Here is a 13318-nt window from a genome sequence, read left to right as displayed (position 1 = left end):
ATGGTACGCGGGCGCTTTCGCAAGAGCGCCCTCCCACCAGCCCTCTCCCCGAAGGGGAGGACTCGCAAGCTCAGATCACGCCCAGCTGCTTGCCGATCTTGGTGAACGCCGCGATCGCCCGGTCCAGGTGCTCGCGGGTGTGCGCCGCGCTCATCTGCGTGCGGATGCGGGCCTGGCCCTGCGGCACCACCGGGTAGAAGAAGCCGGTGACGTAAATGCCTTCCTCCAGCAACGCCGCGGCCATCGCCTGTGCCTTGGGCGCGTCGTAGATCATCACCGGGACGATCGGGTGCACGCCCGGCTTGATGTCGAAGCCTGCGTCGGTCATCGCCTTGCGAAAGTAGGCCGTGTTCTCCTGCACGCGCGTGCGCAGCTCGCCGGCCGAGACCAGCATGTCGAACACCTTGACCGCGGCGGCGACCACATGCGGTGGCAGCGAGTTGGAGAACAGGTAGGGCCGCGAGCGCTGGCGCAGCAGCTCGATCACTTCCTTCGGTCCGGTGGTGAAACCGCCCAAGGCGCCGCCCAACGCCTTGCCCAGCGTGCCGGTGAAGATGTCGATCCTGTCCATCACGCCGTGCACCTCGGCCGAGCCGCGGCCGGTGGCGCCCAGGAAGCCGGTGGCATGGCATTCGTCGATGTGCACCATCGCACCGTACTTCTCGGCCAGGGCCGTGATCTTGTCCAGCGGCGCGATGAACCCGTCCATCGAGAACGAGCCGTCGGAAGTGATCAGCTTGGTGCGCGCGCCGGCGGCGTCGGCCGCCTGCAACTGCTGCTCCAGGTCAGCCATGTCGCTGTTGGCGTAGCGGAAGCGCTTGGCCTTGCACAGGCGGATGCCGTCGATGATCGAGGCGTGGTTGAGCGCGTCGGAGATGATCGCGTCCTCCTCGCCCAGCAGCGGCTCGTACAGGCCGCCGTTGGCGTCGAAGCAGGCGGCGTAGAGGATGGTGTCCTCGGTGCCGAAGAACTCGGCGATCTTCGCCTCCAACTGCTTGTGCAGGTCCTGCGTGCCGCAGATGAAGCGAACCGAGGCCATGCCGAAACCGTGCGTGTCCAGCGCTTCCTTGGCGGCGGCGATCACGTCCGGATGGTCGGCCAGCCCCAGGTAGTTGTTGGCGCAGAAGTTGAGGACCTTGCGGCCGTTGGCCAGCGTGATCTCCGAGGACTGCGGTGACACGATGATGCGCTCGCCCTTGAACAGGCCCTGGTCACGGATGGAGTCCAGCTCGGCGGCGTAGCGGTCACGGGCGGTATAGGTCACGAGTGGTCTCCGATCTGAGGTAAATGGCCTGGGCTTGCGACGCCGCCTGGCCGTCATTCCCGCGAAAGCGGGAGTGACAAGTGTGAAGGGGAGGGCGCGGCCGATGCCGGTGTGGGTCCTGTGCCGGCGCCAGCGTCAACGCTGACAACGCCGGTAGCGGACGCGCCGGTTCAGGTCCAGCTGCAAACCACCTTGCCGCAGGTGCCCGCATCCATCAGGTCGAAACCCCGCTGGAAATCGTCGATGGCGATCTGGTGGGTCAGCACCTTCTGCAGCGGGAAGCCGGTCAGCACCATCTGGGTCATCTTGTACCAGGTCTCGTACATGCGCCGGCCGTAGATGCCCTGCAGCGTGAGGCCCTTGAAGATCACCTTGTCCCAGTCGATGCCGGCACCCTTCGGCTGGATGCCCAGCAACGCGATCTTGCCGCCGTGGTACATCACGTCGAGCATGTCGTTGAAGGCGCGCGGATTGCCGCTCATCTCCAGGCCGACGTCGAAGCCTTCCATGTGCAGGTCCTTGACCACCTCGCGCAGCGACTGGTTGGCCACGTTGACCACGCGGGTCGCGCCCATGTCGGCGGCGAGCTTCAACCGGTAGTCGTTGACGTCGGTGACCACCACGTTTCGCGCGCCCACGTGCTTGGCGATGCCCGCGGCGATGATGCCGATCGGGCCGGCGCCGGTGATCAGGACGTCCTCGCCGATCAGGTCGAATTCAAGCGCGCAGTGTGCGGCGTTGCCATAGGGGTCGAAGAAAGCGGCCAGCTCGGACGGAATCTGGTCGGGGATAGGCCACAGGTTCGACGCCGGTACCGCCACGAACTCGGCGAAGGCGCCGTTGCGGTTGACGCCGATACCCACGGTATTGGGACACAGGTGCTGGCGCCCGGCGCGGCAGTTGCGGCAATGCCCGCAGACGATGTGGCCTTCGGCCGAGACGCGGTCGCCCACCTTGTAACCGGTCACCGCGCTACCGAGCTCGGCGATACGGCCGACAAACTCGTGGCCGATGGTCAGACCCTGGGGAATCGTGCGCTGGGACCATTCGTCCCACTTGTAGATGTGCAGGTCGGTGCCGCAGATGGCGGTCTTCTCGACCTTGATCAGCACCTCGTTGGGGCCGATCTGGGGAACCGGCACCTCTTCCATCCAGATGCCCTGTTCGGGCTTGCGCTTGACCAGGGCTTTCATCGTCTGCGGCATGGGACCACCATCGTCTGGCCCGCATAGGCGGGCGGGGAAGCTGACGATTATAGGGCCTCGCCGCAGGGGCGGCCGAGCCTCAGCCGAGGGCGTGCCAGGCGATCGAGAAGACGAGGCTGATGAGGACGCACACTGTCAGCCAGAAACCGAAGTTGTCCTTGTCCCACACCGGCTTGCGAGCTACCGGAGGCTTTCCCTGCGGCGAACGCGAAGGAGCAGGCTGGGCCGCCGGGCGAACGCGCGGCAAAGACGTGGCGGAGGCGGGTCGCAGCATCACGACGCCCCCGTGCCCACCGTCCTGGTCGTGTTCCGCGTCGATCGAGTGCACCATGGCGTGAATTCTATGTGGTCGCCTGCCAGCATGGTGCGCCCGCGGTGGTTCATAGGCAAGTCACGAAGGGCCGCGAGGAGCCTGCGAATGTGACCGGCGTCACTAACTGGTCGCAGTCTGTCCCTGTGCCGATCAGGCGCCTGTGCCGCCTACAATGGCCGGAATGCCCGCCGATGCGCGCCCGCTTGCCGTGTTCCTCATGGGCCCCACTGCCTCGGGCAAGACGGCGCTCGCCTGTGCGTTGAGCGAACGCTTCGCCCTCGACCTGGTGAGCGTGGATTCGGCGCTGGTCTACCGCGGACTGGATATCGGCGCGGCCAAGCCCGATGCGGCCACGCTGGCCCTGCATCCACACGCGCTACTGGACCTGCGCGACCCGTCCGAGCCGTATTCCGCGGCCGACTTCCGGGCCGATGCGCTGGCCGCCATGGCGCGCATCCATGCGCGGGGGCGGGTGCCGCTGCTGGTGGGGGGCACCGGGCTGTATTTCCGTGCGCTGCAGCGCGGCCTTTCGGCGCTGCCCGACGCGGCGCCCGCCATCCGCGCGCGGCTGGCCGACGAGGCAGCGGCGCTTGGCTGGCCCGCGCTGCACGCGCGGCTGGCCGCGTGCGATCCGGTCGCTGCCGGTCGCATCGGTGCCAACGATGCCCAACGCCTGCAGCGCGCGCTGGAGGTCATCGAGCTGACTGGACGACCGCTCTCCGAGCAACAGACCGGGGGCGGCGGCGAACGCTTTCCCTGGCGCGTGCTCAAGCTGGCGCTGCTTCCGGCCGACCGCGCCGAGCTGCACGCCCGCATCGCCCGGCGTTTCGACGCCATGCTGGCTGCCGGCTTCCTCGACGAGGTGCGCGCCTTGCGTGACCGCCAAGACCTCGATCCGGACCTGCCGGCGTTGCGCGCCGTCGGATACCGGCAGGCGTGGGAGCACCTGGACGGCGCCATCGATGCGGCCGTCTTTCGCGACAAAGGCATCTTCGCCACCCGGCAGTTGGCCAAGCGGCAGATGACCTGGCTGCGCACGGAGCTGGACGCGAGGACGCTTGATCCAGACCGGGCCGGCCTGTTCGATCGTGCATGCGGCGCGCTGGAGCTCTTCCTGTAGCGCCCGCTGATGCGAGCGCGCCCTTGCGGAACCCACTTGTGGGTGCTGCCCATTCGGAGCAAACGCATTGCCCGCCACTGGGCTCCTGCGTCGAGGCGGCGATCCCGGGATGCATGTCGTGGTTCCCGTGCTTTCGCCCATCATTTAAAAGCGGTTAATATCCCTTCGACTTGGGCCGGCGCGTCATGCGCGCGTTTTTTCTCCGGCCCGCGCAGGTTCGCGAGGGGGTACAACAACATGTCCAAAGGGCAGTCATTGCAGGATCCGTTTCTCAACGCACTTCGCCGTGAGCGCGTTCCGGTGGCCATCTATCTCGTCAACGGCATCAAACTGCAGGGCACGATCGAGTCGTTCGACCAGTTCGTGGTGCTGCTGCGCAACCAGGTGAGCCAGATGGTCTACAAGCACGCCATCTCCACCGTCGTGCCCAGCCGCAACGTGCGCATGGGCAATGGCCATGAAGGCCATGTCGACGCCCACGCGCCCGCCGAAGGCGAAGACTGATTTCACGGATGGTTTGACGTGCCGCTGGCGGGCCGCCCGGTCCGCCGGCGGTTGTCGCCCATGGACCTTGCCGTCGACCGCCTGCTGATGGGCATACAATGCCCACCCCATGCCACCGGCGCGCTGCCGGTGGCGCGAATCCGCTTCCTCAGGCCACGCCAACCCAGTGTTCGATAGACAGAAGAAGGGCGAGCGCGCCGTACTGGTGCTGCCGCACGCCCGCGGCGAGGGCGACACCGCCCGCCGCGCGGAGGAGTTCGCCGAGCTCGTGCGCTCGGCCGGCGCCGAAGTGCTCGCCAGCGTTTCCGCGCGCGTGGAAGATCCCAATCCTCGCTATTACATCGGTACGGGCAAGGCTGAAGAGGTGGCCGAGGCCGTGCGCGCCACCGAAGCCGACGTGGTGCTGATCGACCACCTGCTCACGCCGGTGCAGGAACGCAACCTGGAAAAACTGCTGGCCGTGCGCGTGGTCGACCGCGCCGGACTGATCCTGGACATTTTCGCCCAGCGCGCGCGGTCGCACGAGGGCAAGCTGGAAGTGGAACTGGCTCAGCTCAAGCACCTGGCCACGCGGCTGGTGCGCGGCTGGACCCACCTTGAGCGTCAGCGCGGCGGTGCCATCGGATTGCGGGGTCCCGGCGAAACCCAGCTGGAAACCGATCGCCGCCTGCTGGGCGAGCGGGTCAAGATGCTCACCCGGCGCCTGGAGAAGGTGCAGGTGCAGCGCACGCAGCAGCGCCGTGCGCGCCTGCGCAACACGGTGCCGCGGGTCGCGCTGGTGGGCTACACCAACGCCGGCAAGTCGACGCTGTTCAATGCGCTGACCGAAGGCGAGGTGTTTGCCGCGAACCTGCTGTTCGCCACGCTCGACCCGACGGTCCACAAAATCGAGGACCTTTCCTGCGGTCCGGCCGTGCTGGCCGATACCGTGGGCTTCATCCGCGAACTGCCGCATGACCTGGTCGCCGCGTTCCGCGCGACCCTGGCCGAGGCGCGCGACGCCGACCTGCTGCTGCACGTCAGCGACGCCGCCGACGACGAACGCGTGCGGTTGCACCGCGTGGTCGACGGCGTGCTGGAGGAGATCGGCGCCGGTGACGTGCCGCAGCTGCACGTCATGAACAAGATCGACATGCTGCGCGAAGGCGAGGACGAGCCGCGCGCCGGTACCGAACCACGCATCGTGCGCGATGGTGAGGGGCGGCCGACCCAGGTCTGGCTGTCGGCCCACACCGGCGAGGGACTGGACCTGCTGCGCCAGGCGCTGGGCGAACTGCTCGGCGGCGAACGCGTGCAGACCGAACTGCAACTGCCGCTCTCTGCGGGCCGGCTGCACGCGCGCCTGCGTGCAGCCGGCGCCATTGCCGGTGAATCGGTCGACGAACACGGCTGGCGGCTGCAGATCGATGCGCCGCGCAGCGTGATCGCGCCGCTGGGCGGCGGCCATCCGCAGGACGCGGCGCTGCTGCGGGGCGTGCTCGGGTCGACGGACGGCCTGTAGGTCTCCGCGCCGGGGACCGACAGCGCCCAGGGCCACCCCAACCAGGCCACGCCCGAATTCACCTCTGCTAGACTAAGCGGCGTTTGTGCGGCGTTTTCCCGCCCGCACCGAGATCGACCGCGGCGCGCCGCGGTTCACCCATCCCCGACCTCGACGCCGCGCCCCATGCCCCTCATTCCGCAACGCACCCACCGGCTCGTCCCGCCGGCCTGCCCCTTGTCCCAAGGAGACTGACATGGCCTGGAACGAACCCGGCAACGGCCAACGCGATCCCTGGAACAGCAAGCGTCCCGGCAACAACGGTAACGGTCTGGACGACGCCCTCCGGCGCCTGCGCGCGCGTCTGGGCAAGCACGGCGGCCCCGGCGGCATCATCACCATCGTGCTGGCATTGGTGCTGGCCTGGCTGCTGCTGAGCAGCTACACCATCGTCGATGCCCGCCAGGCCGGCGTGGTACTGCGCTTCGGGCAGTACAGCCGCACGCTGCCGCCAGGCTTCCATTTCAAGCTGCCGCAACCGGTCGAAACCATCACCAAGGTCGAGACCACCCGCGTGCGCTCGCTGCAGGACAGCGTGCGCATGCTGACCCGCGACGAAAACATCATCACCATCGATTTCACCGTGCAATACCAGGTGTCCGACGCGCGTGCCTACCTGTTTGCGGTGGACGACGTGGAAGACACCATTGCCGCCGCCTCCGAGGCCGCCGTGCGCTCGGTGATCGGCCGCAGCGACATGGACACGATCCTCTCCGGCGAAGGCGCCGCGCTGGTCGGCGAGGCCGGCCAGGCCCTCCAGAAGACGCTGGACAGCTACCACTGCGGCCTGCAAGTGACCGCCGTGAGCTTCCAGAACGTCTCGCCGCCGGCCGAGGTGAAGGACGCCTTCGACGACGTCAACAAGGCGCGCGAGGACAAGCAGAGCATCGAGAACAATGCGCTGGCCTACGCCAACAAGGTGGTGCCGGTCGCGCGCGGCGATGCTTCGCGCATCGCCGCCGAGGCTGCGGGCTACAAGGCCGAACGCATCGCCCGTGCAAACGGCGACGCCGCGCGCTTCGACCTGCTGCTGAAGGAATACAAGGCGGCACCGGAAGTGACCCGCAAGCGCCTGTGGCTGGAGACGATGGAGCAGGTGATGGCCGGCAACCGCAAGGTGATCGACGGCTCCAGCGGACGCACCATCATCAACCTGCCGCCGGCCGCGCCGGCGAGCCCGCCGACCGCGGCCGCCGTCACCACCGATGACGCAAGCGACAAGGGGAACCAGCCATGAAGATCGTCTGGACCGTGATCGTGGTGCTGCTGGTGCTGCTGGGCCTCAACAGCGCGTTCGTGGTGCGCGAGGGTCAGAGCGCGCTGCTGCTGCAGTTCGGCCGCATCGTGCAGACCGACTACACGCCCGGGCTGCACTTCAAGGCGCCGGTGATCCAGCAGGTGATGCGTTTCGACAGCCGCATCCAGGGCCTGGACGCGCCGCCGGAGCGTTACTTCACCTCCGAGAAGAAGAGCGTCAACGTCGACTTCTACGTGAAGTGGCGCATCGCCGACAACGCCGCCTACTACCGCGCCACCAGCGGTGACGCCAACCAGGCGGCGCAACGGCTGAGCCCGGTGGTGAAGGACGCGCTGCGCTTCGAATTCAATTCGCGCAGCCTGCAGGACCTGATCGCCGGGGGTCGCAAGGACATCACCGAGCGCGTGCGCAAGCAGACCGACGCCGCCGCGCGAAAGAATCTCGGCATCGCCGTGGTCGACGTGCGCATCAAGCGTATCGACCTGCCCGAGGAGGTCAGCGAATCGGTCTACAAGCGCATGCGCGCCGAGCGCCTGCAGCTGGCCAACGAACTGCGCTACACCGGCCAGGAACAGGCCGAAAAGATCCGCGCCGATGCCGACCGCCAGGGCCAGGTGCTGCGCGCCGACGCCGATCGCGACGCCGCCACCGTGCGCGGCCAGGGCGACGCCCAGGCTGCCGCCATCTATGCGGGCGCCTACGGCCAGGATCCGGAGTTCTTCGCGTTCTATCGAAGCCTGTCGGCGTACAAGACCGGTTTCGCCGATGGTCACGGCACCCTGGTGCTCAAGCCGGACTCCGAACTGCTGCGTTACTTCGAGGACAGCGCCAAGCGCTGAAGCCATGCCGCACGAATTGTCCGTCGCACTGTGCCTGGTGCTGGTGATCGAAGGCCTGATGCTGTTCGCCGCCCCGGCCCACTGGCAGTCGATGGTGCGCCAGGCGCTGGAACTCAAGCCGCGCACGTTGCGCGTGTTCGGCGCGGTGGCAGTGATCGCGGGGCTGGCCGTCCTGCAGCTGGTGCGCTGAAGCTTTCCTGTTTCCCAAACTCACGGCTCCCCCGGGAGCACCCAACGAGCGAGAACTTTCATGGGCAAGTCAGTCGTCATCCTTGGAGCCCAGTGGGGCGACGAAGGCAAGGGCAAGATCGTCGACCTGCTGACCGAGCGGGTCAGTGCCGTGGCGCGCTTCCAGGGCGGCCACAATGCCGGCCACACGCTGGTTATCAAGGGCAAGAAGACCGTACTGCACCTGATCCCCTCGGGCATCCTGCGCGACGACGCGTTGTGCCTGATCGGCAACGGCGTGGTGCTTTCGCCGGCGGCGCTGATGGAAGAGATCGCCGAGCTCGAAGGCAATGGGGTGGACGTGCGTTCGCGCGTCAAGATCAGCCCGGCGACGCCGCTGATCATGCCGTACCACATCGCCGTGGATAAGGCGCGCGAGGCCGCCGCCGGCAAGGGTGCGATCGGCACCACCGGCCGCGGCATCGGCCCGGCCTACGAGGACAAGGTCGCCCGCCGTTCGATCCGCGTGGCCGACCTGATGTACCCGCACGAGCTCCCGGCGCAGATCAAGGCGGCGGTCGAATACCACAACTTCATCCTGACCCAGTGGTTGAAGGCCGAGCCGGTCGATTACCAGAAGGTGCTCGACGACGCGCTGGCCTGGGGCGAGTACATCCGCCCGATGGTCGACGACGTCGCCACCATCCTGCACGACGTGCGCGCCGAGGGCGGCAACATCCTGTACGAAGGCGCGCAGGGCGCGCTGCTAGACATCGACCACGGCACCTATCCGTACGTCACCTCGTCCAACACCACCGTTGGCGGCGCGCTGGCCGGCACGGGCGTGGGCGCCCGCGACATCGACTACGTGCTGGGTATCTGCAAGGCCTACGCGACACGCGTGGGCGGCGGGCCGTTCCCGACCGAGCTCAACGACGAGATGGGCGAACGCCTGCGCAAGGTCGGCAACGAGTTCGGCGCCAGCACCGGCCGGCCGCGCCGCTGTGGCTGGATCGACCTGGTGGCGTTGAAGCGCGCCGTCCAGATCAACGGCATCAGCGGCCTGGCCATCACCAAGCTCGACGTGCTCGACGGCCTGCCGTCGATCAAGGTCTGCGTGGCCTACGAATACCGCGGCAAGCGTCGCGAGCTGGCACCGCTGGACGCCGACGGCTGGGCCGAGTGCAAGCCGGTGTATCTGGAATTCCCCGGTTGGGAGGAATCCACCGCCGGCATCCGCGACTGGAACAAGCTGCCTGCCGCGGCCCGCGCCTACCTGCGTGCGGTCGAGGAGCTGTCCGGCTGCCGCCTGGCCATCGTCGCCACCGGCGCCGACCGCGACGACACCATCGTGCTGGATGATCCGTTCGCTTGAGCGATTGCCCCGCACGGCTCGACGGAAGAAGCCCGCCTCGGCGGGCTTTTTCGTCTGAGGCGTCGTTGGCAGCCGTCGGCGGATGCCTGTTCGAAGGCGTGGGCCAACGGCGTCTGAGAGGTCACCCGGGCATTGGCTGCCGATCCGATCGACGGGCGTAACAGGCCGCCGGGAAGGAACTGCGCTCCCCGGTTAATACGTCCGGTCAATACATCCGCATCGACGAAGCGCGGATCACGAACGGCGCCTGCTCCGCATCCGGGCCGGAGGCGATGCGTGCCAGTTCATCGTCGAGACGCTGCACCGACTGGCCAGCTCCCTGCATCCGTTCGCGCAACATCGCGTTCTCGCGCATCAGGCGGTCGCATTCGTCGTGCAGGGCGCGCATCGAGCGCTCCAACTGGTTGCAGCGCAGTTGCAGGGGATTTCGCATGGCTTGGGTCTCGTTCGACGGTCAGGCGCGGGTGGGCTGGCATGCGTTGCGAGCGGTCGGCCAAAAGACCGCCACTCGTGGGGTGATGTTGGCCGAGGGACCGTGAGGCCATCGTCTAACTGACGCTAGGAAAAAGCTCAGGCGCGGGGCGCCCAGGGCGGGCGTGACGCCTGCCCGCCGCCGGTCGACCGGCCATTCACGCGCTGCGTGCCAAAGCTCGCGCTGTTGCAAAGCGGGAGAGCGGCGTGGGAGCAGCGGTCATGCAGGGCAATGTGGGCTGGCCTCAGCGGTTGTGGGTCATTCGCCACGGCGAGAGCGCGGGGAATATCGCGCGCGACCATGCGGAATCTTCCGGCGCGACGCTGATCGAGCTGAAACACCGCGACGCCGACGTGCCGCTGTCGCCGCTGGGCCTGGAGCAATCGCAGGCACTGGGCGCCTGGGTGCGCGCGCTGCGGGAGGACGACCGGCCGACGACCTTCATGGCCTCGCCCTACAAGCGCGCGAGAGAGACCGCCGTGGCGGTCGCCGCGGCGCTGGGGCGTGCGCGCGAGGACGTGGTCGTCGACGAGCGCCTGCGCGAGAAAGAGTTCGGCGTGCTCGACCGTTACACCCGCGCCGGCATCCGCAGCAAATTTCCCGAACTGGCCGAGCAGCGCCAGCTGGTGGGCAAGTTCTATTTCCGCCCACCCGGCGGCGAGAGCTGGTGCGACGTGGTGCTACGGCTGCGCAGCATGCTCGGCGACCTGCAGCGCAACCATGCGGGCGAGCGTGTGATGATCGTTGCGCACCAGGTGATCGTGAACTGCTTTCGCTATCTGCTGGAGCGCATGGACGAGGACACCATCCTCGCGATCGATCGCAACGGGGACGTGCCCAATTGCGGCATCACCGAATATGCCGAGGCCCCGGACGGTTGCGGCCTGCTGCTCCAGCGCACCAACTTCGTGGCGCCGCTGGTGGAAGCCGGTTCGCCGGTGACGATCGAGTCGGACCGGCCCAAGGGAGCGCGGTGAGCGCGACAGGCGCCAAGCCGCAGCGTCTCACGGCGAGGCTGCTGCGCGGCATGCCGCTGCCCGATCCGGACGGAGGCAAGGAACGGCGCGGGCGCGTGCTGGTCGTCGGCGGTTCCAGTCGCGTGCCCGGCGCGGTGTTGCTTGCCGGCACCGGCGCGCTGCGCGCCGGTGCCGGCAAGCTGCAGGTCGCGACCGCCGATGACGTCGCATTGCCGCTCGCGGTGGCCATGCCCGAGGCGCTGGTCATCGGCCTTCCGGTGAATGGCAAAGGGGAGATCGTGCGTGGCAACGCGGCACTGGACGAGGCGATCGAGGGCTGCGACGCAGCGCTGATCGGTTCGGGAATGAATCCCGCGCCGGCCAGCGCCCCGCTGGTGCAGCGGGTGCTGCGGCAGGCCGGCGGCACGCTGGTCATCGATGCCGGGGCACTCTCGGCGGACTTGCGCGCGCCGCCGGGGCGGCCGTACGTGCTCACCCCGCATGCCGGCGAGATGGCCAAGCTGTCCGGACGGGAGAAGGCGCGGGTCGAGCAGGAACCGCAGGCGCTGGCGTGCACGTTCGCGCGGCGCACGCGCAGCGTGCTGGTGCTCAAGGGAGCCACGACCTGGATCGCCGCGCCGGACGGTCGCCTGTGGATCCATGCCGGCGGCTGCCATGGGCTGGGCACCTCCGGTTCCGGCGACGTGCTGGCAGGCGTGATCGCAGGCCTTGCCGCGCGTTGCGGGGATGCCGTGCAGGCGGCGTTGTGGGGCGTGTTCGTGCATGCCCAGGCGGGGCTCGCGCTGGAAGCCTCGGTCGGTTCGCTGGGCTTCCTGGCGCGTGAGATCCCCGGGCCGATACCAGGCATCCTGGACCGCCTCCGGCCCAGGTCCGCATAACCGCGACGAGGGAAGTCACGTCTCGGGCGGCGGGCTCCAGCACGCGAGCATCGGCCCATGTTCACCGCTGACCGGATCGCACGCCGGGAAGGGCAATTGCGCGATGCGATCGAGCATCTCCTGCGTGGGCGCCTCGCGGCGGATGTCCCACTTCTGCCCGGGCGGATAAGCGCCGACCACCAGGAAGCCGTCGCTCGATCCGACGCTGCAGTGGCCGGTGCCGGCAGGCAGCAACACCACGTCGCCTGCGCCTACCTCGACCTCGCGCCCGCCCGGTCCGCCCAGCACGAGCCGTGCCGTGCCCCTGGCCACGCCGAGCACCTCGTGCGCGGTGGAGTGATAGTGGTGGAAGTCGTAGATGCCCGCGCGCCATTGCGGCGGCCAGCCGTTGCCATCGAAGCGCGCCTCGAAGGTGGTCGCGGCATCGTTCCCCGGATCATCGAGCGCCTGGTGGTAGAGCAGCACGGGCAGGCGCGGATGGTTGGGAACCCAGTCGTGGCGAGCGAGCCGGAAGGCTTCGGTCTGCATGGTCGGTGGCCTGTGCATGGCATCGCGGAAGCTTGCCCCTGCACATGTGCACGAATCGACTAACGCTCCGGCCATTGTCGCTGCACGCCCCGCTGACCTTCGCTCGGGCACGATCCCTTCCAGCAACCGGAACCGGAGAACCCCATGGGCAGCATCGACGATCCGCGCGGGCGCACCAACGAGAACCTGCAGGACGCCATTGGCAAGCGCGCCGGGCAGAACCAGGTAGAGGTTCAGGGCGAAACCGGCGAGGCGGTCGAGCCGGCAGGTGGTACCGGCGGGGAAAGCGGCAACGGCCAGATGCGCCCGCACCACGGCTTCGGCGACCCGCTTGGGCAGAAGGCGATGGGCGAGCCGGTCGATCCGGAGGCGATCATGCCGATGCCCGAAACCGGTCCGACCTACCAGACCGGCGGCATGGGGCAGGATCGCGCGCAGCACATACAGGAGCGCAAGCACCGCGAGAGCGGCGTGGGATCGACCAAGGGCCACGGCGTCGGCGGCAAGGGCGACGGCGGGCTCGATCCTCCGCCCGGTGCGCCAAGCAGCGGCGGTCGCGCCTGACGGACCGGACCGTAAGCCGGGCCTTCCCCCATTCTCCGGCGGTCGGAGGCCCGACGCGTGCGGGTGCGTCGGCAATTCCTTGCCACCACCCACACGCCCGCTGCACTGGCAGCCAGGCAAGCTGGTGCGACCGAAACTCTGGAACCCGCCGTCATGCCCATCGACGAGTCCCTGCCCAGCTCCCGCCCGCCGACGAGTGGCGCCAGCGCTCCCACCGGCATCAAGCCTCCCGTGTTGGCGAAGGGTTCGACCACGCCAGGTGGGGGAGTGCCACCGATGTTCGTCAGTCCCGTCGCGCGGCCCCTGGTCCCGC

The 13318-nt window shown here is 68.4% G+C and carries 15 protein-coding genes; 10 read left to right on the top strand and 5 right to left on the bottom strand.

The features are described 5' to 3' along the window. Positions 1–70: 70 nt before the first annotated feature. From kbl to LQ772_RS10655, 3 genes are all read right to left on the bottom strand, one after another. Positions 71–1264 (bottom strand): glycine C-acetyltransferase, encoded by a 1194-nt coding sequence (gene kbl, locus LQ772_RS10665; protein WP_231320739.1) that lies wholly within the window; start codon positions 1262–1264, stop codon positions 71–73. 170 nt (positions 1265–1434) lie between these two features. Beyond that, positions 1435–2469 (bottom strand): L-threonine 3-dehydrogenase, encoded by a 1035-nt coding sequence (gene tdh, locus LQ772_RS10660; protein WP_231320738.1) that lies wholly within the window; start codon positions 2467–2469, stop codon positions 1435–1437. 79 nt (positions 2470–2548) lie between these two features. After that, positions 2549–2800, bottom strand: coding sequence for a hypothetical protein (locus LQ772_RS10655; RefSeq protein WP_231320737.1), 252 nt, complete (start codon positions 2798–2800; stop codon positions 2549–2551). Between the two features lie 163 nt (positions 2801–2963). Here LQ772_RS10655 and miaA point away from each other — a divergent pair, with 163 nt between their 5' ends. The 7 genes from miaA to LQ772_RS10620 all read left to right on the top strand — a co-directional run bounded on the left by miaA (position 2964) and on the right by LQ772_RS10620 (position 9586). Continuing rightward, on the top strand, positions 2964–3902 hold the full coding sequence (gene miaA / locus LQ772_RS10650) for a tRNA (adenosine(37)-N6)-dimethylallyltransferase MiaA (protein WP_231320736.1): 939 nt from the start codon (positions 2964–2966) through the stop codon (positions 3900–3902). 237 nt (positions 3903–4139) lie between these two features. Further along, the gene (gene hfq, locus LQ772_RS10645; protein ID WP_231320735.1) at positions 4140–4406 is read left to right on the top strand and encodes an RNA chaperone Hfq; all 267 of its coding nucleotides are present in this window, start codon (positions 4140–4142) and stop codon (positions 4404–4406) included. A gap of 166 nt (positions 4407–4572) precedes the next feature. Beyond that, positions 4573–5907 carry a ribosome rescue GTPase HflX gene (gene hflX, locus LQ772_RS10640; protein WP_231320733.1) on the top strand — a complete coding sequence of 445 codons (1335 nt, stop codon included), beginning with the start codon at positions 4573–4575 and terminating at the stop codon, positions 5905–5907. Between the two features lie 235 nt (positions 5908–6142). Further along, positions 6143–7183 (top strand): FtsH protease activity modulator HflK, encoded by a 1041-nt coding sequence (gene hflK, locus LQ772_RS10635; protein WP_231320731.1) that lies wholly within the window; start codon positions 6143–6145, stop codon positions 7181–7183. Next, positions 7180–8043: a protease modulator HflC gene (gene hflC, locus LQ772_RS10630; protein ID WP_231320729.1), complete on the top strand. Its 864-nt coding sequence runs from the start codon at positions 7180–7182 to the stop codon at positions 8041–8043. The genes hflK and hflC overlap by 4 nt, the downstream gene beginning before the upstream one ends. Positions 8044–8047: 4 nt before the next feature. Further along, the gene (locus tag LQ772_RS10625) at positions 8048–8233 is read left to right on the top strand and encodes a DUF2065 domain-containing protein (protein ID WP_231320728.1); all 186 of its coding nucleotides are present in this window, start codon (positions 8048–8050) and stop codon (positions 8231–8233) included. Positions 8234–8293: 60 nt separating this feature from the next. Beyond that, positions 8294–9586: an adenylosuccinate synthase gene (locus LQ772_RS10620; protein WP_231320727.1), complete on the top strand. Its 1293-nt coding sequence runs from the start codon at positions 8294–8296 to the stop codon at positions 9584–9586. A gap of 205 nt (positions 9587–9791) precedes the next feature. Here LQ772_RS10620 and LQ772_RS10615 read toward each other — a convergent pair whose 3' ends face one another. Continuing rightward, a complete protein-coding gene (locus tag LQ772_RS10615) occupies positions 9792–10019 on the bottom strand; it encodes a hypothetical protein (RefSeq protein WP_231320726.1) in 228 nt (75 codons plus the stop codon). Positions 10020–10279: 260 nt separating this feature from the next. Here LQ772_RS10615 and LQ772_RS10610 point away from each other — a divergent pair, with 260 nt between their 5' ends. Together LQ772_RS10610 and LQ772_RS10605 are read left to right on the top strand one after the other, a co-directional pair. After that, complete coding sequence (locus LQ772_RS10610; RefSeq protein WP_231320725.1) at positions 10280–11035, top strand: histidine phosphatase family protein; 756 nt, start codon at positions 10280–10282, stop codon at positions 11033–11035. Between the two features lie 50 nt (positions 11036–11085). Then, positions 11086–11913, top strand: a complete 828-nt coding sequence (locus tag LQ772_RS10605; RefSeq protein ID WP_231326022.1) for an NAD(P)H-hydrate dehydratase — start codon at positions 11086–11088, stop codon at positions 11911–11913. 15 nt (positions 11914–11928) lie between these two features. On the opposite strand, the gene LQ772_RS10600 is transcribed toward LQ772_RS10605, so the two are convergent. Next, a complete protein-coding gene (locus LQ772_RS10600; protein ID WP_231320724.1) occupies positions 11929–12441 on the bottom strand; it encodes a cupin domain-containing protein in 513 nt (170 codons plus the stop codon). A gap of 144 nt (positions 12442–12585) precedes the next feature. Between LQ772_RS10600 and LQ772_RS10595 the strand changes: the two genes are divergently transcribed. Beyond that, positions 12586–13005, top strand: coding sequence for a hypothetical protein (locus tag LQ772_RS10595; RefSeq protein ID WP_231320723.1), 420 nt, complete (start codon positions 12586–12588; stop codon positions 13003–13005). Positions 13006–13318: the final 313 nt, after the last annotated feature.

It is taken from the genome of Frateuria edaphi, from assembly GCF_021117405.1.
Lineage (GTDB): Bacteria > Pseudomonadota > Gammaproteobacteria > Xanthomonadales > Rhodanobacteraceae > Frateuria_A > Frateuria_A edaphi.
Note: the sequence above shows the minus strand (reverse complement) of the source record. Positions and strands in the feature narration are given on the sequence as shown.